The 21,506-nt window shown below is 60.5% G+C and carries 23 protein-coding genes; 10 read left to right on the forward strand and 13 right to left on the reverse strand.

Translation table 11 applies throughout. The features are described 5' to 3' along the window. The first annotated feature begins 71 nt into the window (after nucleotides 1-71). The 3 genes from LC531_RS00345 to LC531_RS00355 all read left to right on the forward strand — a co-directional run bounded on the left by LC531_RS00345 (nucleotide 72) and on the right by LC531_RS00355 (nucleotide 3,204). Nucleotides 72-1,058, forward strand: a complete 987-nt coding sequence (locus LC531_RS00345) for a KpsF/GutQ family sugar-phosphate isomerase (RefSeq protein ID WP_223648335.1) — start codon at nucleotides 72-74, stop codon at nucleotides 1,056-1,058. Between the two features lie 203 nt (nucleotides 1,059-1,261). Beyond that, nucleotides 1,262-2,065: a dolichyl-phosphate beta-glucosyltransferase gene (locus LC531_RS00350; RefSeq protein WP_223648336.1), complete on the forward strand. Its 804-nt coding sequence runs from the start codon at nucleotides 1,262-1,264 to the stop codon at nucleotides 2,063-2,065. A gap of 47 nt (nucleotides 2,066-2,112) precedes the next feature. Beyond that, nucleotides 2,113-3,204 carry a mannose-1-phosphate guanylyltransferase gene (locus tag LC531_RS00355; RefSeq protein WP_223648337.1) on the forward strand — a complete coding sequence of 364 codons (1,092 nt, stop codon included), beginning with the start codon at nucleotides 2,113-2,115 and terminating at the stop codon, nucleotides 3,202-3,204. A gap of 43 nt (nucleotides 3,205-3,247) precedes the next feature. Here LC531_RS00355 and LC531_RS00360 read toward each other — a convergent pair whose 3' ends face one another. Then, nucleotides 3,248-4,399 (reverse strand): DnaJ domain-containing protein, encoded by a 1,152-nt coding sequence (locus LC531_RS00360; RefSeq protein WP_223648338.1) that lies wholly within the window; start codon nucleotides 4,397-4,399, stop codon nucleotides 3,248-3,250. Between the two features lie 136 nt (nucleotides 4,400-4,535). Here LC531_RS00360 and LC531_RS00365 point away from each other — a divergent pair, with 136 nt between their 5' ends. From LC531_RS00365 to LC531_RS00380, 4 genes are all read left to right on the forward strand, one after another. Next, nucleotides 4,536-4,907: a phage holin family protein gene (locus LC531_RS00365; protein ID WP_223648339.1), complete on the forward strand. Its 372-nt coding sequence runs from the start codon at nucleotides 4,536-4,538 to the stop codon at nucleotides 4,905-4,907. A 47-nt stretch (nucleotides 4,908-4,954) separates the two neighbouring features. Then, nucleotides 4,955-5,866, forward strand: coding sequence for a hypothetical protein (locus LC531_RS00370; RefSeq protein ID WP_223648340.1), 912 nt, complete (start codon nucleotides 4,955-4,957; stop codon nucleotides 5,864-5,866). Beyond that, entirely contained in the window at nucleotides 5,859-6,614 is a 756-nt protein-coding gene (locus LC531_RS00375; protein ID WP_223648341.1) for a geranylgeranylglyceryl/heptaprenylglyceryl phosphate synthase, read from the forward strand. Before LC531_RS00370 ends, LC531_RS00375 begins: the two co-directional genes overlap by 8 nt. 141 nt (nucleotides 6,615-6,755) lie before the next feature. After that, nucleotides 6,756-7,817: a serine hydrolase domain-containing protein gene (locus LC531_RS00380; protein ID WP_223648342.1), complete on the forward strand. Its 1,062-nt coding sequence runs from the start codon at nucleotides 6,756-6,758 to the stop codon at nucleotides 7,815-7,817. A 125-nt stretch (nucleotides 7,818-7,942) separates the two neighbouring features. Here the strand turns inward: LC531_RS00380 and LC531_RS00385 are convergent, their stop codons facing one another. The 6 genes from LC531_RS00385 to panD form a co-directional block, all read right to left on the reverse strand. Continuing rightward, on the reverse strand, nucleotides 7,943-8,869 hold the full coding sequence (locus tag LC531_RS00385) for an AraC family transcriptional regulator (RefSeq protein ID WP_223648343.1): 927 nt from the start codon (nucleotides 8,867-8,869) through the stop codon (nucleotides 7,943-7,945). A 171-nt stretch (nucleotides 8,870-9,040) separates the two neighbouring features. Further along, the gene (locus tag LC531_RS00390) at nucleotides 9,041-10,204 is read right to left on the reverse strand and encodes an acyl-CoA dehydrogenase (RefSeq protein WP_269808150.1); all 1,164 of its coding nucleotides are present in this window, start codon (nucleotides 10,202-10,204) and stop codon (nucleotides 9,041-9,043) included. A gap of 167 nt (nucleotides 10,205-10,371) precedes the next feature. Further along, nucleotides 10,372-11,046: a zinc metallopeptidase gene (locus tag LC531_RS00395; RefSeq protein ID WP_223648344.1), complete on the reverse strand. Its 675-nt coding sequence runs from the start codon at nucleotides 11,044-11,046 to the stop codon at nucleotides 10,372-10,374. 59 nt (nucleotides 11,047-11,105) lie between these two features. Then, complete coding sequence (rfaE2, locus tag LC531_RS00400) at nucleotides 11,106-11,579, reverse strand: D-glycero-beta-D-manno-heptose 1-phosphate adenylyltransferase (RefSeq protein ID WP_223648345.1); 474 nt, start codon at nucleotides 11,577-11,579, stop codon at nucleotides 11,106-11,108. 90 nt (nucleotides 11,580-11,669) lie between these two features. Further along, entirely contained in the window at nucleotides 11,670-12,716 is a 1,047-nt protein-coding gene (locus tag LC531_RS00405) for a lysylphosphatidylglycerol synthase transmembrane domain-containing protein (RefSeq protein WP_223648346.1), read from the reverse strand. A 9-nt stretch (nucleotides 12,717-12,725) separates the two neighbouring features. After that, a complete protein-coding gene (gene panD / locus LC531_RS00410; RefSeq protein WP_223648347.1) occupies nucleotides 12,726-13,085 on the reverse strand; it encodes an aspartate 1-decarboxylase in 360 nt (119 codons plus the stop codon). Nucleotides 13,086-13,205: 120 nt separating this feature from the next. Here panD and LC531_RS00415 point away from each other — a divergent pair, with 120 nt between their 5' ends. The 3 genes from LC531_RS00415 (at nucleotide 13,206) to LC531_RS00425 (ending at nucleotide 16,744) form a co-directional block, all read left to right on the forward strand. Beyond that, a complete protein-coding gene (locus tag LC531_RS00415; protein ID WP_223648348.1) occupies nucleotides 13,206-14,009 on the forward strand; it encodes a hypothetical protein in 804 nt (267 codons plus the stop codon). 359 nt (nucleotides 14,010-14,368) lie between these two features. Next, a complete protein-coding gene (locus LC531_RS00420; RefSeq protein WP_223648349.1) occupies nucleotides 14,369-14,608 on the forward strand; it encodes a hypothetical protein in 240 nt (79 codons plus the stop codon). An 87-nt stretch (nucleotides 14,609-14,695) separates the two neighbouring features. After that, complete coding sequence (locus LC531_RS00425; RefSeq protein ID WP_223648350.1) at nucleotides 14,696-16,744, forward strand: prolyl oligopeptidase family serine peptidase; 2,049 nt, start codon at nucleotides 14,696-14,698, stop codon at nucleotides 16,742-16,744. A gap of 92 nt (nucleotides 16,745-16,836) precedes the next feature. On the opposite strand, the gene LC531_RS00430 is transcribed toward LC531_RS00425, so the two are convergent. From LC531_RS00430 to LC531_RS00455, 6 genes are all read right to left on the reverse strand, one after another. Then, nucleotides 16,837-17,139, reverse strand: a complete 303-nt coding sequence (locus LC531_RS00430; RefSeq protein ID WP_223648351.1) for a DUF4286 family protein — start codon at nucleotides 17,137-17,139, stop codon at nucleotides 16,837-16,839. Between the two features lie 80 nt (nucleotides 17,140-17,219). Continuing rightward, nucleotides 17,220-17,660, reverse strand: a complete 441-nt coding sequence (locus LC531_RS00435) for a DUF6526 family protein (protein WP_223648352.1) — start codon at nucleotides 17,658-17,660, stop codon at nucleotides 17,220-17,222. 113 nt (nucleotides 17,661-17,773) lie between these two features. Next, on the reverse strand, nucleotides 17,774-18,160 hold the full coding sequence (locus LC531_RS00440; protein WP_223648353.1) for a hypothetical protein: 387 nt from the start codon (nucleotides 18,158-18,160) through the stop codon (nucleotides 17,774-17,776). 66 nt (nucleotides 18,161-18,226) lie between these two features. Beyond that, nucleotides 18,227-19,537, reverse strand: a complete 1,311-nt coding sequence (locus LC531_RS00445) for an MFS transporter (RefSeq protein ID WP_223648354.1) — start codon at nucleotides 19,535-19,537, stop codon at nucleotides 18,227-18,229. Nucleotides 19,538-19,711: 174 nt separating this feature from the next. After that, nucleotides 19,712-20,668, reverse strand: a complete 957-nt coding sequence (locus tag LC531_RS00450) for a cation diffusion facilitator family transporter (protein ID WP_223648355.1) — start codon at nucleotides 20,666-20,668, stop codon at nucleotides 19,712-19,714. Between the two features lie 81 nt (nucleotides 20,669-20,749). Then, nucleotides 20,750-21,448, reverse strand: coding sequence for an ATP-dependent Clp protease proteolytic subunit (locus LC531_RS00455; protein ID WP_223648356.1), 699 nt, complete (start codon nucleotides 21,446-21,448; stop codon nucleotides 20,750-20,752). Nucleotides 21,449-21,506: the final 58 nt, after the last annotated feature.

Raw genomic sequence — 21,506 nt, forward strand, 5'->3', positions numbered from 1 at the left:
CTCCGCGGCGAGGCGGCGATAAAAAATTCACCGGGCCGGCTTATCAATCCTCGCTACCCGTATTTTTGGCCGTGCAAACCCCTCCCCCCACCGACGTGCTGGCCGTGGCCCGCCAGGTGCTGCTCACCGAAGCCGATGCCCTGCGCGACGCCGCCCAGGCCTTGGCTGCTACCCCCGACTTTGCCCAGTGCGTGGCGGTGCTACTGGCGCTGAAGGGTCGCATTGTGGTAACCGGGGTAGGCAAGAGCGCCCACATCGCCGGCAAACTCGTGGCCACGCTCAACGGCACGGGTAGCCCGGCCCTATTTATGCATGCCGCTGATGCTATTCATGGCGACCTGGGCATGATTCAGACTGGCGACTTTGTAATTGCCATTAGTAAGAGCGGCGACACGCCCGAAATTAAAGTGCTGGTGCCGCTGCTGCGCCGCAAGGGGGTAGGGCTGGCCGCGCTCGTCGCCAACGCCGATTCCTACCTGGCCCGGCAGGCCGATTACGTGCTGCACACGCCCATTCGCCGCGAGGCGTGCCCCCACGACCTGGCCCCCACCACCAGCACCACCGCTGCGCTGGCCCTGGGCGACGCCCTGGCCGTGTGCCTGCTCGAAAGCCGCCAGTTTACGGCCCAGGACTTTGCCCGCCTGCACCCCGGCGGCACCCTCGGCAAGCGCCTCTACCTGACCGTGGGCGACCTCAGCCGCCAAAACCAGCGCCCGCAAGTGGGCCTGGCCGCGCCGCTGCGCGAGGTGCTGCTGGAGATATCGGGCAAGCGCCTGGGCGCGACCGCCGTGCTCGACGAGGCCGGCCGCCTGGCTGGCATTATTACCGATGGCGACCTGCGCCGGATGCTGGGCCGTGGCCACCTAGCCGCGCTGGACGCCCTTACCGCCCACGATATCCTCACGCCTCAGCCTGCTACCATTGATATTCAGGAATTTGCTGCCGAGGCCCTGGCCCGGATGCAGGCCCGCAATATTACCCAGCTTATCGTGACCGAGGGCGGGCAGTTCGCAGGCTTTATTCACTTGCACGATTTGCTGCGTGAGGGGCTGGTGTGAGCGACCTTCGAGATTTAGTGGGGGTAGGCGTTTCAGTATTTTCATACTCAATTGATTGGCAATTTTTTTGCGTTTACCTAACTTGTTACGAAACGAGCCGGCGTGTTTAAATACCTTTGCGGCTAGACCTTTGGAAGCTACCCGTCGATAGGTTGCATGCTGTATCTTATTTGGGCGTTGACTTTCGCGTAGTATCCTTTGCCTTGCAGACCCCTTTAGTTTCCCTGCTTATTCCGGCTTATAATGAGGAAGCCCGGCTCGGCCAGTCGCTCGAAAAGGTCTTGGCCTACCTTAATGCCCAGCCCTACCCCAGCGAGGTGCTGGTGATTGACGACGGCTCGACGGACGATACCCGGCTGGTAGCCGAAACCGGCTTCGCGGCCCGCACCGGGCAAGTGGCGGCCCGCGTCATCAGCTACCAGCCCAATCGGGGTAAGGGCTACGCCGTGCGCCAGGGTCTGCTGGCTGCCCAGGGGCAAATAGCCGTGTTTTCGGATGCCGACCTCTCTACGCCTATTGAGGAACTGCCCAAGCTGCTAGGCCCCATTCTGGCCGGCGACTACGACGTGGTGTTCGGCTCGCGGGCGCTCGACCGTAGCCTCATTGGCGTGCACCAGCCTTGGTTGCGCGAGCAAAGCGGGCGGTTTTTCAACCTCGTGACGCGGGCCGCCACCGGCCTGCCCTACTGGGATACGCAGTGCGGCTTCAAGGCTTTCCGGCTGGCCGTGTGCCGGCCCTTGGCCGAAGCCGCCGCCCTCGACCGCTTCGGCTTCGACGTGGAGCTGCTGCTGCTGGCCTACCGGGCCGGCCTGCGCCTGCGCGAGCAGCCCGTGTGCTGGAACGATGCGGCCGGTAGCAAAGTGGGCCTGCTCAGCGGCCTCAATGGCTTTTGGGAGCTGCGGCAGCTGCGCCACCGTGCCGGGCAGGGCCACTACGATGCCGCCCTGCAAGCTACCCGGCTGGCCGCCGCGGCCGCCCGCCCTACCCCCGCTGCCGGGGCCGCTTAGCACGGGTTGCGGCCTATCTTAGCGGCCTCAATCCTCTGGCTTTGCTTATGAACAGTACGTATCTCGTAGTAATGGCCGGTGGCATTGGCAGCCGGTTTTGGCCGTTCAGCCGCACGCAGCACCCCAAGCAGTTTCACGACGTGCTGGGCGTGGGCCGCTCTATGCTCCAGCTCACCGTGGACCGCTTCCGGGGCATTTGCCCGCCCGAAAACGTGTACGTGGTGACTAACCGCGACTACGTGAAGCTGGTGCAGGAGCATCTGCCCGACCTGGCTCTTACCCAAATTCTGGGTGAGCCCATCGGGCGCAATACTGCGCCCTGCATTGCCTACGCCAGTTACTGCATCGCGCAGCGCGACCCCCAGGCCACTATCATCGTGACGCCCGCCGACCACGCCGTGCTGCGCGAAGAGGAGTTCCGCCGCCTCATTCGGGAGGCCGTGGCCGCCGCCCGCCAGTACGAGGTGCTCGTGACGCTAGGCATTCACCCCTCGCGCCCCGACACGGGCTACGGCTACATTCAGTACCTGGATGACCCGGCTAACCGCCTGGATGGCACCGACTTATGCAAGGTCAAAACGTTCACCGAGAAGCCCAACGCCGAGCTAGCCCGTATGTTTCTGGACAGCGGCGACTTTCTCTGGAATGCCGGCCTGTTCATCTGGCGTGCCGAGGTGATTATCAAAGCTTTTCACGATTCGCTGAGCGACATTGCCGAGGTGTTTGACGAAGGGGCCAGCCGCCTGGGCACGTCCCAGGAAGCTGCTTTTATTGACGAAGCTTACTCGCGCTGCCCCAACATCAGCATCGACTTCGGCATCATGGAAAAGGCCAATAACGTGTATGTGCTGCCCGCCGACATTGGCTGGAGCGACCTCGGCACCTGGGACTCGCTGCACCGCGTGAGCGACCGCCGCGACGAGCACGACAACGTGGTGGATGGCGACGCCCTGCTCTACGACACCCGCGCCTGCATCATTAAAACGCCCCACGAGCGCCTCGTCGTAGTGCAGGGCCTCGAAGGCTACATTGTGGCCGAGTATGACAACGTGCTTCTCATCTGCCAGCGCTCAGAAGAGCAGCGCGTCAAGGAGTTCGTGGCCGACGTAAAAGCCAAAAAGGGCGCAGGGTATAATTAAGGGGTAGGAAGGTAAGAGGTAGAATTTTATCCTCCTACCCTCCTTATCTACACTGTTTCGCGGCGGCTTCGGCGTAAGAATACCCGGCCCTGGCCCCGCGCCGGAAAAACTCACAGCCGCTAGTGGAGTCGCCCGTTTGCTGGGCCAGGCGGCCCAGTAAAAATAGCGTGCGGCCATCTTGCGGCTGGCTTTCCAGCGCCTGCAAATACACGCGGCGGGCCTCGGCGTAGCGGGCCAGGTGGGTGAGGGCCGCGCCTTCGGCCTGAAGGTAGGGTAGGGGTACGGCGCGGCTGGTACGGGTGAGCTTGCCAGCCCCGCGGCGCAGGTCAGCCAGGGCGGGTAGGGTGCGACGCAGCTCCAGCAGGCGATTTTCGCCGCGGGCCAGGTAGGCTTCGGCCAAAGTAGAGTCAAGGGCCAGGGCGCGGCAATAACTGCGCTCGGCCTCGGCGGGCTGGTGCAGGCCGGCCTGGCAGCGCCCCAGCCGGTAGAGCAGTGTGGCCGCCTCAGCGGGGGGTAGGGCAGCTACGGGGCCAGCCAGCAGGGCGGCCTCGTAGTCGGCGCGGGCGGCGGGTAGGTTGTGGTCCACGTCCTGGTGCAGCTGGCCGCGCAGGCGCAGGGCCTCCACGTGGTCGTTCCGAAATTCGAGGGCCTGGTCAAGCTGGCGCTCAGCTTCGGGCCATTGCCCGCGGGCGAAGGCTGTGCGCGCATCGGCCATGTACGCATTGGCCTGCACCCGGTCCATCACAATTTTAACCGAAATGCCAAACAAAAAAATCAAGCCTATCAGGCCGCCCACCAGCCAGAAATCCTGGCGGTTGAAGCGCGCCTGCTGGCGCGGCACGCGCTGCTGGTAGTGGCGCTCGCGGCTGCCGGCGGGCGGGCGGGTGCGCAGCGGGGGGGTAGTGGTGCGGTCGCCGGGCATCTTATATACCGAAGGGCCATCGGCCGGGGCGTAGCGGGTAGCCTCAGCCGGGCGGGCGGCCTGCTGAAGCCGGTAGTCGTACTGCGCCCGGCGGTCGGGGTTCGAAAGCACGCCGTAGGCCACGGCCACGGCCTTAAACTGCTCCTCGTAGCGCGGGTCGCCCTGATGCTTGTCGGGGTGCAGGGCGGTGGCTAGGCGGCGGTAAGCTTGCTTAATAACAGCCGCCGACGCGGTAGGCGGCACCCCGAGTACTTGGTAATAGTTCTGACTCACGCCGCGGAAATTTAAACGAAAGCGCCGGGGAAAGGCAGCCCTGCCGACAAGTTTTGCGTAAAGAAACTCCAGCCGGCAAAGTCCTTGCCACCGGCCCCGCCTTAACCTACTTTACTCGCTAAACAATTCCGCTCGCATGGCCACCCTGACCGACGACAAAACGCCGCGCAACGATAGCCTCATCAGCAACCTGACCGGCTACCTGGATACGCGCATCGACCTCGTGCGCCTCGAAGCTCAGGAAAAAGCAAAAAGTATATTCGTGAGCACCGTGCACGGGGTAGCGCTGGGTCTGCTGGGGTTCCTGTTCATCATTTTTGGCTCTATTTATTTGGGCTTCGTGCTGAACAGTGCCCTGGATAGCTCGTCAGCGGGCTTCGGGCTCGTAGCAGCGCTCTACTTGCTGCTGGCGATTCTGTTTTTTGTAGGCATTGATAAGAAAGTATTCCAGGGGGTAGCCGATAAGCTGCTGAATAACACTATTTATAAATCAGATAAGCGTTCGTAAGCTGCTACCCGTTAGTTTCGGGGCCTTTTTGCCAAATCACCACGACCATGACTGAGCCGACCAACCCTTTATTTGAAAACGAAAAAGAATTTCTGGAACGCAAAAAGCTGGAGTATGAGCGTGCATTGCGCGGTGATGTGGCGGAGATAAAAGCCACCACCGTGCAGGCAGGCAAAGTAGCCGCTATTGGGGCCGGCCTGGTGGGTAGCATCTGGCTAATTACCAAGGCATTCGGGGGTAGTAAGTCTAAAAAGAAGAAGAAAGACCAACATCTCTTCGACGACTACGCGGGTTTCGATAGCTTCGACGACGATGCCTGGGATACCAACGACTGGACGCCTAGCTTTCAAGAGCCGGACTATGAGGACCGGAGCTACCGTGCCGATTCGCCCGATGGCTTTTACTTCGACGGGCCCGATTCGGATTTGGATGACAATGGCCTGAGCCACGACCCCGACTTTCCACCGCATTCGGCTCCGCACCACGGCTCCGATGCTGCCAAGGAAGAGCCTACTAACGTTGGAAAAACAGACTACGCTGCGGCTGGCTCGCACCCGGACCTTCCCTTCGATGACAGCCGTCGCTTACCTCACTCCAATAGCTTTGCCGAGCCGACCGACGAGGAGGGAGACCTCACTAAAGAAGCACAAGGAGAAAAAGAGAAGAAGCCCAGGGGCAGCGTTATCGGCCCGGCGCTGCTAGCGTTTGCCAAGAGCGAAACCGGCCGGTTTATCGCGGCGCAGGCGGCAGGCATGGCCCTGGCGCTGGTGACTAAGGCCGTGCAGGATATTCTGCCCAAGGATAAGGACGAAACCGGCAAAAATGCCGACCTTGTGCCTTCATCAGCTGCGAAGGGCGTGCCGCCCGCTACGTGGCCCGCTACTTCTGCCGTTCAGGATGTCTCTGCCGCCGCCCACCCCGACGACGACTCTACCACCGCCCGCGAGCCGCTTGCTTGACACGCTGGCCGGGCTGCGGCTGCACGGCCGCAAGGCCTTAGCTATTTTGCTTGACCCCGACGATTTTGAGCCTGCCCGCCTGCGGCACCTATTACGCCTGATTCAGCAGCACCCCGTTGATTTTTTCCTCGTAGGAGGCAGCTTGGTGCTTACCGAGCACCAGACAGCCCTCATTGCGTTATTAAAAGCCGAGGCTCCGCAGGTGCCGGTGCTGCTTTTTCCGAGTCACGCCCTGCACGTAGATTCCTCCGCCGACGGCATTTTGCTGCTTTCGCTCATCTCAGGGCGCAATCCTGATTTTCTCATCGGCCAGCACGTAATTGCCGCTGGCCGCCTGCGCCAGAGCGGCTTACAAATTCTACCTACCGGCTATATACTGGTGGATAGCGGCCGGCCTACTACGGCCTCTTACGTTAGCGGCACTGCGCCTCTACCTCATGATAAGCCCAGCATTGCGGCAGTCACCGCGCTGGCTGGTGAGCAGTTGGGCCTGCGCCTCATGTACCTCGATGGCGGCAGCGGTGCGCAGCAACCCGTGTCGGCGGCCATGATTAGGGCTGTGCGCGCCGCCGTCGAAACGCCGCTTATCGTGGGTGGCGGCCTTAACACGGGCGAGAAAATATACGCCGCGCTAGCCGCCGGGGCCGATATGGTAGTGGTCGGCAACCATATTGAGCGTGACCCTAGCTTCTTGGCCGAAGCGGTGGCGGCCGTGCGCGGGGCTACGGCCAGCCAGCCGGTGCAGTAAAACAAAGGGGGTAGGGACGGTAACGAACTGTCGGATAGCGCAGTATGCCAGGTCAATTTTTGGTTATTCTTCTTGCTGCTGATGAGGGTTCGTTACTTTGTGTGCTGCTGTGTACTAGGCTGCGGTCTATCGCGTACAGCCTTGGCACAATCGCTAGCCGCGCAGCAGGCGCTGGATAGTATCCGCGCTCACTACCACCTGCCAGCGCTGAGCGCAGCCATCATTGAGCCGGGCCGCATCCGGTACGTGTACGGCGGTGTGCGGCGCAACGACCAGCCCAACCCCATCGCGCTGACCGATTATTTCCACCTAGGTTCCGATACTAAAAGCGTTACTAGCCTGCTAGCCGGCAAACTGGTAGAAGAAGGTAAAATCAGGTGGGATAGCAAATTGCTGGATGTAGTGCCTGCGCTTCGCGCCGCAGCCCTACCCCTCTATACCAACGTGACGCTGGGCGACCTTCTCTCGCACCGGGCGGGCATTCAGCCGTACACGGCGGGTAGTGACTACGAAACGCTACCCAAGCTTACCGGTTCCGTCTCGGAAAGGCGCTTGCAGTTTGCCGCCGTTGTGCTGCGGCAACCGCCCGTAGCGCCGGCTCCCGGCCAGTTCTACGTCTATTCCAATGCCGGCTACGTGTTGGCGGCTCTCATGCTGGCGCAAGCCAGCGGCTATTCATGGGAAAAGCTGGTAGCCAAGACCTTCCATAAATTGAAGCTGCATTACGTGCTGGGTTTCCCCAATCGCCACGATGCCCGGCAGCCCTGGGGCCACTGGCGCGCAACGCCCGCCGACAGCGCCTTTACGCCGCTGGGGCCTACCCACTTTTACCAACTCAACGATTATATGGCCCCGGCCGGTGACCTGGCCATGCCCCTGCCCGATTTTGCGCGCCTCGTGCAGTTGCACCTGAATGGGCTTTTAGGTCAAAATAACTACGTATCGGCCGCCACGTATCAGCGGCTGCACTTCGGGCTACCCGCCTACGCCTACGGCTGGGCCGTGAGTACGCTGGCCACCACGGGCGCGCTCGTCAGCTTGCACAATGGCAGCGCTGGCACGTTTTTTTGCCACACCATCCTGTATCCGAGCCAGCGCGTGGCATTCGTGATGCTGACCAACGATGGCGATGACCCCGCCCAGAAAGCCTGCTACGCCCTGCGCCGCCGCCTCAAGCAGCTTTACCTGCAAGGCCAGCTATGAGCGTAGCGTAGCCCTAGGCCATCCGCCCTCGTTCGCCCTACCCCCCTAAAAATAGTACGGCGGCCCGTCAGGGCCGCCGTACTGTTATCTGCGAAATTCGTTGAATCAGGTAAAATCTGCCGTTTTCAGATGTTCATGGCCGTTTCGCGGCGGCGCATCTTGCCAGCCGGGATGCCAAACATCATCTTGAAGCGGCGGCAGAAATAAGCCGTGTCCTTGTAGCCCACTTCCTTGCCGATGTCGCGGATGCTCTTCTTGGTGGTGCGCAGCAGCGATACGGCGCGCTCCATGCGCTGATACTCAATGTAGTCCTGCGGATTAATGTTGGTCAGCATCTTAAAATACTGCCCCACATAGTCCTCGCTCACGTTGGCTACGCCGGCTAGCACCTTGTTGGAGAGGTCACCGCTCAGGTTTTCCTTGATGAAGTTGAAAAGGTCAATTAGGCGCGGGTCCTTAAAGTAGGTGCTATTGGTAGCCAACTGCTCCACAAACAGGTTGTTACGCAGAATGTAGCGCACCACTTCCACCACCAGGTTCTCGGTATAAATGTTGATGAGGCGCTCGCGGCCCGGCAGGTCCTGCAAAGACTCCTCAATAACCTTGATGACCAAATTAGCCAGCTTCGTGTTGCCCCTGATTACGAAGGCCGGCACGTCGAGCGAAGCGAAAAAGTTAACCGAGTCGAAAACCTTAGCCTCAAATGAAACGAAGCTGTGGCTCTCCTCCGCATCGCCGATATAGTCGAGCTTATCGTTGGAAGTAAAAAACCGGTCTTTGTTTGTTATCAAATCGTCGTTGGAAATGAGGCGTGCCGCCGCGCCCTCACCGTAACCCACGCGGGCGGGCCGGCCACCCGGTAAAAATAGCAGTTCGCCTTCCTCTACCGTTTGCTCGTCATCGCCGAAAACTAATCGACCCCGGTGCAGCAGAATAAGGTTGTTACCAACGTCGTAGGCGTTGCGGACCATAAAGGGCTGGCGAAGAACCAGATTCTTGGCCTTAATATACCGGACTCCTAATGATTCAATTACCTTATTGTAATCTTCCATTGCATATATGTTGTTTTCAAGAAAAAGTGGAAATTGCCTTGTAAAAGTACCCAAAGTTAAAGCAAATTACTGCAATCAATTCTAAAAAAAATTCATTTAAATAAAAAAACCCAGGTCGAGCGGACCTGGGTTCAGTACAACTTCTTAGAAAAATTTAATTTCGCAATCCGCTTACTTCAGAATTTCGCGGGAAATCACGATTTTTTGAATCTCCGAGGTGCCTTCATAAATCTGGGTAATCTTAGCGTCGCGCATGAAGCGCTCCACGTGGTATTCCTTCACAAAGCCGTAGCCACCATGAATTTGCACAGCCTCCACGGCCGAGTCCATCGCCACTTTGGAGGCGAAGAGCTTGGCCATTGCGCCACTCTTAGCATAGTCGGCTTGGTTGTCCTTGTCGGCGGCAGCTTGCAGGCACAACAGGCGGGCAGCGTCCACGTTGGTCGCCATGTCAGCTAGTTTAAATTGAATTGCCTGGTGCTTGGCTATTTCTACGCCAAATGCCTTGCGCTCCTTCGCGTATTTAATGCTCAGTTCCAGCGAACCCGAAGCGATACCCAGCGCCTGGGCCGCGATGCCGATGCGGCCGCCCGCCAGCACTTGCATCGCAAACTTGAAGCCGAAGCCATCTTCGCCAATGCGGTTTTCCCTGGGCACTTTTACGTCGGTAAACATCAGTGAGCAAGTATCGGAGCCGCGAATGCCGAGCTTGTTTTCCTTGGGGCCCTGCGTAAAGCCGGGCGTATCCTTGTCCACGATAATGACATTAATGCCGCGGTGCTTTAGCTCAGGATGTGTCTGGGCGATAACCAGATATACCGAGGCCGTAGTACCGTTAGTAATCCAGTTTTTGGTGCCGTTCAGCAGATAGTAATCGCCTTTGTCTTCGGCGGTGGTGCGCTGGCTGGTGGCGTCGGAGCCGGCTTCGGGCTCGGAAAGGGCGAAGGCCCCAACAATCTCGCCGCTGGTGAGGCGGGGCAGATACTTGCGCTTCTGCTCCTCGCTGCCATATTTTTCCAGGCCCCAGCAAACCAGTGAGTTATTAACCGACATGATAACCGAGCACGAAGCATCAACTTTGGAAATCTCCTCCATTGCCAGCACGTAGCTGATGGTATCGAGGCCTGAGCCGCCGTATTCGGGGCTCACCATCATGCCCATAAAGCCTAGCTCGCCCATGCGCTTAACTTGGGCGACGGGGAATTTCTGGTGTTCATCGCGCTCAATTACGCCCGCCCACAGCTCACTCTGGGCAAAGTCGCGGGCGGCGGCCTGCACGGCCAAGTGCTCTTCGGTGAGCTGGAAAGGAGAGGCGGGCGCCGTGGAAGTCATCATGACACAAAGGGGGGTAGGGTAGGAGGGGTGGGAGAGTAGGACGTAATACTTTACTACGCAAAAATACAACTTTTAGCAGCAGCCAGCCGGAAAAAAGACTTTAGGCTGAACAGCGAAGCTACTTGCCGTATTCACAATCTGCGGGTTATCTAAACTAGTAGCTAGTCTTAGCTACGGCGGCCGCCGAGCAGCATAGAGCCGTAGTAGAGCAGTGTGGCCAGCGAGCTGATGGCCGCTACCACGTAGGTCATGGCCGCCCACCAGAGCGCATTTTTGGCTACGGCGTGCTCGCTGGTTGTCACCACGCCACTGCGGTCCATCCAAGCCAGAGCACGGCGCGAGGCATCAAACTCAACGGGCAGCGTAATGAACGAAAACAACGTAGCCAGCGCGAATAGCGCCACCGCCAGGCCCAACGGCAGCAGGCTTACGCGCAGCAGCACAACGCCCGCCAGCAGCAGCAGCGGCATCATGCGCGACACTGACGACAGCGCCGGCACCAGCGCCGAGCGTAGCCGCAAAAAGCTATACGCCTGCGCGTGCTGCACGGCGTGGCCGCACTCGTGGGCCGCCACGGCGGCGGCCGTGGCCGAGCGCCCAGCGTACACGTCGGCGCTCAGGTTCACGGTTTTATCGGTGGGGTTGTAGTGGTCCGAAAGCTGGCCTTCAGTGCTGATAATCTGCACGTCACGAATGCCGTGGTCGGCCAGCATCTTGGCGGCTATCTCACGGCCACTCAGGCCTGAGCGCAAGCTAATCTCGCCGTATTGCCGAAACTTGCTTCGCAGCCGCTGTTGAATGCCCCAGCTTACGAGCATAAGGAGAATAAGAATGATAAACATAGCTTTGATAGATTTTCAACTCCGATTATATATAAGTCAAAAACTTGAAGAACAATGATTTACGATAGACGGGCTTTGGCTACGATGCCGGACGTACTGTAGCCCGTAACGAGCGGCACGGTCAGGACCTGCCCGCCACTGTTTAACACCAGTTCATGGCCCACAATTCCGTCAATGGCGTAGTCGTCTCCCTTCACCAGCACGTCGGGCCGCACGGCTTCGATGAGTTGCAGGGGGGTAGGCTCACCGAAGAGCACCACCGCATCCACGAAGGCCAACGCGGCCAGCACGCGAGCCCGCGAAGTTTCATCCTGCAAGGGCCGGCCGGGCTTGAGCACGCGCACCGAGGCATCGGTATTGAGGCCCACCACCAGCCGGTCGCCAAGGGCGCGGGCTTTTTCGAGATAATCGACGTGCCCCAGGTGCAGCAAATCAAAGCAGCCGTTGGTGAACACGAGGCGCTCGCCAGCGGCGCGCCAGGTGGCCAGCGTAGCGGGTAGTTGGGCGCGGGTCAGGATTTTATCGGCGGTCATAAAATGTAGGGGGTAAGCTTCAACTGGCCGTGATGGAAGTAGAAAAATAAGCTCTAGCTGCTAACACGGCAAGCTAAAGCTTACCCTACCCTACTCACTCACCAGCGGCTCGTTGCTTAGGGCTTCGGCCTCCTGGGCCACGCTGCGCCGGTCGGCGGCGGCCACAGCCACGAAGCTGATGCCGCCCAGCAGCACGACCAGTAGTGTTTGGGCCCCGTGCACGACCAGCGCGTAGGCAATACCGGCCTCCCGGCTAAGGCCGTACACCACCAGTACGCTCTGCACCAGCACGTGAAATGGCCCAATGCCGCCCGCCACCGGCGCGGCCATGCCAAACGCGCCAAAGGTGAGCACCGCCAGGCCCGCCCGCCAGCCCAGGCCGTAGGTTTCGGGAAAGCAGAAAAAGGCCAGGTAGTCAAGCAGGAAATAAACGCCCCAGGTAAAAAAGGTGTGGAACAGAAATAACCACTTATTGTCGAGCTTCCGAATGCTGAACACGCCCGCCAGCAGGCCCTTTACAAACTGGCTGGCTTTATTGAACAGTGCGTTTTGGCGCAGGCGCTCCAGGTTGCGCACCAGCGTGTAGGCGGCCACGGCTAGTAGCACCAGCGCGCCCAGCCCGGCCAGTAGCAGGGGTGTACGGTTGCGGGCCAAAGCATCGTATTGCCCGCCCAGCAGCTTATCGGTCACAAAGGCCCAGAAGGTCTTAAAATCGAGGGCCAGCGTGGCCCCCAGTAGCCCCAGCAGCACCAGCACGTCGATGACGCGCTCCGTCACGACCGTGCCCAGGGCCACTTGCACCGGCACGGCGCTCGTGCGCCGCAGCACCGAGCAACGAATGACCTCGCCCATGCGCGGCAGCACCAGGTTGGCCAGGTAGCCCACCATCATAGCGTGGTAGGTGGCCCAGTAGGGGGCCGGCGTGCGCGAGGCATTCAGCTGCATCTGCCAGCGGTAAGCCCGGCTGAGGTAGCCCAGGGTGGAAATAAACAAGCTGACTATCAGCCAGAAATAATTAGCCGTGCGGATGTAGTGTCCAATGCGCGACAAATCCTGCCCGCGCACCGCGTACCACATCAGCGCCGCCGAAATGCCCAGCAGCAGCACGTATTTTAGAACGGTAAGCAGGTGCTTCATTTTGGGGAATTAGGAGCTTTCCTGAACAAGCTGATTATGATGGTCGGGAAAAATGACCGTGGGCTGGTGGGCGCGGGCTTCTTTAAAATCAATGAGGCCGTAGGAAATAATAATAACGATATCGCCCACGGCGGCCCGGCGGGCGGCAGGGCCGTTGAGGCAAATCATGCCCGAGCCGCGCGCACCCTTAATGGTGTAAGTTTCGAGGCGCTCGCCATTGTTAACGTTCACGACGGTAACCTTCTCATTCTCTACCATATTGGCCGCGTCGAGCAGGTCCTCATCAATTGTGATGCTGCCCACGTAGTTCAGTTCGGCCTGCGTCACGCGGACGCGGTGGATTTTCGATTTTAAAATTTCAATATGCATAACCCAAAAAATAATCGGCCCGCAAAGATAACAGGCCCTACCCCCGCCGTAGGACCGAGCGCCGACCGGGTTGTACTTTCCGGCCCCTAATTGGCTCCGGCCTACCCCGTACTTTCGCTTATGCAAACTCTCGTTGCTGGCCCCTGGCGGTGGGCGCTGCTGGTGGCCGCGCTGCTGGCCGCTCCTGCTGCCCACGCCCAAACGCCCCTCGGCCAACCCTCACTAGACGAGGCCAAAGTGCAAATCTGGTGCGCCACTGCCCGCTACGTGTACGCGGATGCGGGCCGGCCGCAGCTCCAGGGTACGCTGCGCTGTGAGGGCGGCAACCTGAACGCCCTGGCCGCCAGCCTGCGCCCCGATAGCCTGCGTATTTACTCGGTGCTGTACACGCCCATTGAGGGTAAGGGGAAGATTTACAAGGGGTTGAAGACTAATTCGGCCCGGTTGACGGCGCTTGTGCGGGCTATAATCGGCAAGCTGCGCGCCTCGCCCGCCCGGCAGCGCGCCCCCGCCCGCCTGGCGGGCCTCCAAACGCTGGAAAAAAAGCTGACTGACTACGTGCAAACCGGCCTACCCCCCGCCGATGTGGCCCCCGCCCCCGAAGCCGCCCATCCCGCCGACCCGCTCACCGGCCCCGCCGAAGTGGCCGAGGCCGGCCCGGCAGCCACACCTGGCCGCCCTACCCCCGCAGTGGTGACGAAAGAGCCGCTGCTCGACCGAATTTTTGCGCCGTTAGCGTTAATTTTCAGCTTACTGAGCCTGGTGCTATACGCCCTGTTACGCGCCAGCCTGAGCCGCACGTTGCGCGAGCTGCGCCGGGCCGCCAACCCCCGCGAGCTAACGGCCGCCCAGCGCCAGCAGCTAGAAGCCATTGTGGCCGAACGCCTGGCCGAAGCCCAACGCCCGCCTACCCCCGACGCCTGAGCCGGCTCGCCCGTGAAACATCCGGGCCCCGGCTGCGTGTTAGCACCATCGAATGCCCGAGCAGGTAGGAAGGAGGAAGTCTGAGGGCAGTTATTAAACCGACAATATCGTTTGCGTGGTCTTTGTATCGGTATCTATAGTCCGGTACACTTGACTGGCCATGTCCTCTGGCATGATTACGTCGTATTCTTCCTCCAGGGCCTGTGCCAAACCTGCCCAGCACAGGCCGTTAGTCATTAACCCATGTAGCAGAATCACAGGTGGTTTGCTTCTCCCGGTTCTGATATAATGAATAGTGATTTCGTTTGTTTCGCAGACTGTTGTGTGCCAGTTGGTCATTTCTTTCGAGCATAAAATGCATGCTAAAATTAATCAACCCAAGTAGTACATTATACCCTGCACCTAGTCCGCAATTTGGGTTAACTACCCTGCGAATCGGCGCGCTGGCCGGGCTGCTACTGGCGGCCGGCTGCCAGCTGGCGACACCCCGCCAGGATGCCCGCAAGGCCGCGCTGCGCGCTAATGCTGTTTCTAATAAGCGCACCATCAGCGAATCGCCGACGCTGGAGCGGCCCGAGCCGACGGTGAAGCAGCGCTGAGCAGCCAAGCCTTTTGTCATGGCTTTGCGCTGCTTGCCATGACGGGTGTTTTTGCATAAATTCTAAATTCATAATTCCTCCTTAACCTTGCCCTACCCTGCTGCCCGCCGTGACCCGCGGCCCGATACCTACTTTGGCACCGACGTGCCCGACCCGTACCGCTGGCTGGAAGATGCCGACTCGGCCGAAACCACGGCCTGGGTGCGGGCCGAAAACGAGGTGACGTTCGCCTATCTTGACCAGATTCCATTCCGCACGGAGCTGCGCGAGCGGCTGACCCAACTCTGGAACTACGCGCGCTATGGCGTGCCGAGCCAGGAGGGGAAATTACTGATTTTCAGTAAGAATGATGGGCTGCAAAACCAGGCCGTGGTGTACGCCCTACCCCCCGGCCAGCCGCTGAGCGCGGCGGAAGTGCTGCTCGACCCCAATCAGTTTTCGGCAGAGGGCACTACGGCGCTGATGGGCCTGCACTTCAGCCCCGACCACCGCTACCTGGCCTACACGACCAGCGGCGGCGGCTCGGACTGGCAGCAAATCCGGCTGCTCGATATGGCCAGCCGCCTACCCCTGCCCGATGAGCTGGACTGGGTGAAGGTGTCGGGCGTGGCCTGGGCGGGCGACGGCTTTTATTACAGCGCCTACGACGCGCCCCCGCCCGGCGAGGCCGCGCTGGCCGGCAAAAACGAGTTTCACAAGGTGTACTACCACCGCCTGGGTACGCCCCAAAGCGCCGACGAGCTGGTGTACGAAAACCCGGAAATGGCCCTGGGCTTCCGCATCGCCGACGTGACGGAGGACGAGCGCTGGCTGTGCCTGAGCCTGACCGACGGGCTCAGCGATGGCAACCGCCTGCTGGTGCGCGACCTGCGCGACCCCGCCCAGGCCCAGGTCTGGACGATTATGCAGCCCAGCTACGAGTTTGAGACGAGCGTGATTGGTAGCCTCGGCGACGAGCTTTTACTGTATACGAATGACCACGCGCCCAACTTCCGGGTGGTGCGCGTAGACCCGCGCCGGCCTACCGACTGGGCCGAAGTGCTGCCCGAAACCAGCGAGAAGCTCGAGGGTATCAGCTTAGCGGCGGGTTGCCTGCTGGCTACTTATTTGCACGATGCCAGCTCGCGGGTGCGGGTGTATTCGGAGGCGGGCGCGTGGCGGCACGACGTGGCGCTGCCGGCCATTGGTACGGCAGGCGGCTTCGGGGGGCGGCGCGATGACAAGGTGCTGCACTACGCTTTCACGTCGTTTACCTACCCCACCACTATTTACCAATACGACCCGGCCACGAACGGGAGCACGGTATTCAGCGCGCCAACGGTAGACGTGCAACCGGCTGATTATGAGACGACGCAGGTTTTTTACGAGAGTAAGGATGGCACGCGGATACCGATGTTCATCACCCACAAAAAAGGGCTGGCACTGGATGGGCAGAACCCGACTTACCTCTACGCCTACGGCGGCTTCAACGTGAGCCTGACGCCGGGCTTCTCGGTGGCGCGCATGCTGTGGCTGGAGCGGGGCGGCGTGCTGGCCATTCCGAACCTACGCGGCGGCGGCGAGTACGGCGAGGCCTGGCACCAGGCCGGTATGACGCCCCATAAGCAAAACGTGTTCGACGACTTCGCGGCGGCGGCCGAAACGCTGTTTGCCCAGGGCTATACCAGCCCGGCGAAGCTGGCCATCGCGGGCGGCTCGAATGGCGGCCTGCTGGTGGGTGCCATCATGACGCAGCGGCCCGACCTGTGCCGGGTGGCCCTCCCCGCCGTGGGCGTCATGGACATGCTCAGGTACCAGAAATTCACCATCGGCTGGAACTGGGCACCCGAGTACGGCACTGCCGACGACGAGGCGCAGTTTCGCAACCTGCTGGCTTACTCGCCCTTACATAACCTGAAAGCCGGCACGGCCTACCCCGCTACCCTCATCACGACCGCCGACCACGACGACCGCGTGGTGCCAGCGCATTCCTTTAAATTCGCCGCCGAGCTGCAAGTCTGCCAGGCCGGCCCTACCCCCGTCCTCATCCGCATCGACGTAAACGCCGGCCACGGCGCGGGCAAAAGCACCCAGCTCCAGATTGCCGAATGGGCCGATGTGTGGAGCTTTACGCTATTTGAGATAGGTAATGAGTAGGGGATAATGGGTAGCGAGTACCAAAAGAACGGTCATGCTGATGAAGGAAGCATGACCGTTCTTTTGGTACCTCTTGCTATTACTGCTACTGCCTACTCCACCACTTCCAGCACGGTGCGGAAGGAGTGGTATTTGCCCGCAAACTTTTTGTCCATCTCCTGGTGCAGGGCGGGGGCAAAGTGCTGCTGATAAGCCTCCAGCTGCTCCAGGCTCACGCTAAAATACTGAGCGGCGTAGGTTACGCCATCGTCTTCCTCGTTCAGCAGGTGCAGCAATACGCTGCGGATAAAGCAGCCGGTACCCATTACGTCGGCCATGTGGTGCTCGCGCATGTAGGCCACCCACTCGTCGGCGATACTGGGCTCCAGGCTGGTGGTAACGTTGTAAAGAATCATAAGCGGTAGATGAGTAGCGGAGTAAATGAGCGGGAAACTAGACGAGTAGCCAACTTACTCAGCTACTCATATACCTCCCATCATACCCGCATGGTATCAAATTGGAAATCGGTGATGCGGGCCAGAATGGCTTTGGGGGCCAGCTTTTCGCGGGCGGTAGCCAGGGCCAGGGCGGGCAGCTCCTGGTCGCCGGCCAGGCGTAGGGTTAAGATTTGCTTGAGAGAAAGCTCTTTTTCGAGTGGGGCGAAGCGCTGGCCGCTTACCTCGAAGTAGCGTTGGCGCACTTCGAGGCGGGCTACCCGGTCTTGCAGCAGCAGGGCGTAGTGCTGGCGCAGCATCACGAGCGTGACGAAAAAAAGGAGCGTGACGGCCGCCAGCGAAAACCAGAGGCGTGCAATCTCGGAGTCGTCGCCGGCCACGCCTACGTAGCGCCGGATGGTGTAGCCCACCATCAGCAGCGTGAGGGGCAGCAATATATAATGGTGCAGGGGGTAGTAGCGGGCGGGATTTTTGGCAGCCATGCGGCAGATAAGGAAAGCTGGAAAGAAGGCATACGGGCAAACGCAAAAAAAGCTCCGGCCGAAACCGGAGCTTTCTGAATGGCTAGCCCCTAAGGATGGTTTAATAAGCTAATTTACTGTGCTTTGCTGGCGGCTTTCTCCGCTGCCTTTTGCGCTTTCATTTGTTCTTTAGCCGCTTTTTCCTGCTGCTTGGCGGCTTTCGACTGCTCGCGGGCCATTTTAAGCTGCTCGTTTTGCTGCTTTGCCTGCTCGCGCTGCTGCTTCATCTGGCTTTTTAGGTCGCGGGTCTGGCTTTCCTGCTGCTTCAGTTGGCGGCGATTGTCAGCCACCGCTTGGTCGGCCGTCTTGCGCTGGTCACGCTGCTGGTCATACGTCGTTTTCGCATCCTGTACCGTTTGGGGGGTAGCCGGGGTGGCATCGGGGGTAGTAGTCTGGGCGTGGGCCGATGTAGCGATTAATGCGCTGAGGGCGAAAGTAGCCCCGATAAATAGCTTTTTCATAAGTAACAGATGAGGTTCTTTAAGAGAACCCTGCCTTAAACGCACAGGCGGTAAGATAGTTCGCGCCTACGTTGGCTCACTGTAATCCAGGTCTTTACCGAAGCTCTCGGGTAGGGTGCTCACGGCCCAGAAGGCCACTACCAGCGTGAGGCCGCCCAGCGCCGCCGCGCCCGTGATGCGCCCGCCCAGATGCGCCTCGGCCCACCGAAAGGCCGGCACCAGCCCCACCACCGCGCCACGCGCAAAGTTGGGGGCCGTGGTGGCCACCGTGGCCCGCAGGTTGGTGCCAAACTGCTCGGCCGCCACCGTCACAAACAACGCCCAGAAACCCACCGAAATGCCCAGCACGAAGCACACAACGTAGAAAAAAGCAGGGGTAGCGCCGCGCAACCCAAACAAATAAAACCCCACCAGCAGCGTGCAGAAAACCAGGAAAATTTGCAAAGCCCGGTTGCGGCTTTTCAATAATTGGCTAAGCCCACCGCTGAAAAAATCGCCGAATACCAGCCCAAAATAGCACCAGAACACCGCCAGCCCGGCCGTCACCGGCGCCTCGCCGGCCGGTACCCGCACGCCCAGCGCATCGGCAAACTCGGGCGAGAAGGTGATGAGAATGCCCACCACAAACCACAGCGGCACCCCAATGAGTAGGCAGCGTACGTAGCGCCCCAGCAGCGCGGCATTGGTAAAGAGGGCCAGGAAGTTGCCGCGCGCCACGGTGCTTTCTTTGGTCTTTTGGAACATCCCAGACTCGAATACGCTCACGCGCAGCACCAGCAGCGCCAGGCCCAGCCCGCCGCCCACCAGGTAGGCCGTGCGCCAGCCCAGGCGGCTACCTACCCAGTAGCCCAGCATGGCCCCGCTCACGCCCACGGTGGCCACTATCATGGTGCCCAGGCCGCGCCGCTCCTTGGGCAAACTTTCGCTCACGAGGGTGATGCCCGCGCCCAGCTCGCCGGCCAACCCTACCCCCGCCACCAGCCGCAGCCAGGCGTATTGGTCCAGGGTGTGCACGTAGGCATTGGCCAGGTTGGCCAGCGAATACATCAGAATGGAGCCAAACAGCACCGAGAGCCGGCCCTTCTTGTCGCCCAGAATGCCCCACAAAATGCCGCCCAGCAGCATGCCGCCCATCTGCATCGAGAGCAAGTATTCGCCCTGCGTTTTGACGGCGACCTTATCGACAATACCCAACTCAGCCAGGCTCTTAACCCGCACGATACTGAAGAGGATGAGGTCGTAAATATCCACGAAGTAGCCTAGCGAAGCCACCACGACCACGGCCGAAAGCAGGCGGCTGGTCTGGACCACGGATGCGGCGGATTTTCCAGATAGGTCGGATTTTGTGGGCGATGCTGGGCGGGTGGGAGTTTGCATGGCGAAAAATAACGCCCGCAAGGCAGACTTTTCTGCTGGTAGTAGTGGCCGGGTACCCACCCGCTACCCACGACCAAATTGTGCGCTCACCAGCTCATTGCCCAAGCAGGGAGTAGCGAAGAGTAAATCGACTACAAAATCCGGCCAATCCAACTAATTCGAAAAATCCGCGGTTCAGACAGCCAGCGCTGGCGCGGGCACCTTACAGCCGCTCTGGCAGCCGTGCTCCAGCTCCGAGTCTTCGACCTGCACGGTGCTGTGGTGAATGTGAAACTCGCGCAGCAGCCCGGCCGAGAGGCTGGCCAGCCAAGCGGCGTCGGCACCGCCGGGGCGCACGAGGTGGGCCATAAGAGCGGTGTCGTGGCCGTCGCTGCTCAGGCTCCAGATGTGCAGGTCGTGCAGGCTTTGCACGCCGGGCTGGGCCAGCATAAACTGCTGCACCTTTGCTAAGTCGATGCCATCGGGCACGCCTTGCAGGCCCAGGCGCACGGTATCGCGCAGCAAACTCCACGAGCCTACCGCGATAACGACCAGCAGGCCGAGGCTAATAATCGGGTCGAGCCAGGTCCAGTGCGTGAAGTAGGTAATAGCCCCGCCGATGACTACGCCCAGGCTCACCAGCGCGTCGGTGAGCATGTGCAGGTAAGCGCCGCGCACGTTCACATCGCTCTTTTGCCCGGCCCGGAACAGCCAGGCCGTGAAGCCATTAACCAGGATGCCCGCCCCGGCCAGGCCCATCACGGCCACGCCGTTGACGGGCGCGGGGTGGCGCAGGTGCTCCACGGTTTCCCACAGAATAAAGCCCAGCGCGCCGTAGAGCAGCGCCGCATTCAGCAAGGCCGCCTGAATGGTAGCACCCCGGTAGCCAAACGTGTAGCGTATGGTGGCCGGCCGGCCGGCCAGCCAGGCCGCGCCCCAGGCCAGGGCCAGGGCTAGCACGTCGCTCAGGTTGTGGCCCGCGTCGGAGAGCAGCGCTGCCGAATTGGCCCACATGCCACCCACCACTTCGGCCACTACGAAGGCTAGGTTTAGCCCAATGCCCCAGGCGAAGGCGGCGCTGAACTGGCCGCCGGGCGGCGGGGCGGCGTGTACGTGGCCGGCGTGCGAATGGTCGTGGTGGTCGTGAGGCATGGCAAAACAAAACTAATTGTCCCCATAACGCAGCAACAGCACATTTGGGTGCCCTACCCCCCCCCGCCAAGCCTGAGCTTGCTAGGCCGGCTGGCGAACCAGTACTTCGTCAATTAGGCCGTATTCCTTTGCCTCATCGGCGCGCAGCCAATGGTCGCGGTCCGAGTCGTCATGAATTTGCTGGTAGGTTTTGCCGGTGCGCTCGGCGTAGATGGTGTACAGCTCGTGGCGGAGCTTCACCACTTCGCGGGCCGTAATCTCAATATCGGCCGAAGGCCCCTGCACGCCCCCGCTCGGCTGGTGAATCATCACGCGGGCATGGGGCAGGGCCGAGCGCTTGCCCAGGGCCCCGCCCGCCAGCAAAAAAGCCCCCATCGAGGCGGCCAGGCCCGTGCAAATGGTGGCTACGTCGGGCCGCACGTATTGCATGGTGTCATAAATACCCAGCCCGGCGTAGACCGAGCCGCCGGGCGAGTTGACGTACAGCAGGATATCCTTCGTGGCGTCGGCCGATTCCAGAAATAGCAGCTGGGCCGTGATGATATTACCAATTGTTTCCTCCACCGTGGTGCCCAGAAAAATAATCCGGTCCATGATGAGGCGCGAAAACACGTCGATTTCGCGAAAATTCTGCGGGCGCTCCTCAATAACCGAGCGGGTCATGTTGGTAACCAGGGGCCGGGCCACGCCGGCCAGCTGGTGCACGTACTGGTCCACGGCCAGGCCATTGAGGCCTTGGTGCCTGACGGCAAACTTGCGAAATTCCTGGTGCGTAAGCATGAGATTAAAAAGAAAAGAGGGGGTAGGGCAAGGCGCAGCGCTGCCCATTCGCCCATTT

This window comes from Hymenobacter psoromatis, from assembly GCF_020012125.1.
In the GTDB taxonomy this organism is placed as follows: domain Bacteria; phylum Bacteroidota; class Bacteroidia; order Cytophagales; family Hymenobacteraceae; genus Hymenobacter; species Hymenobacter psoromatis.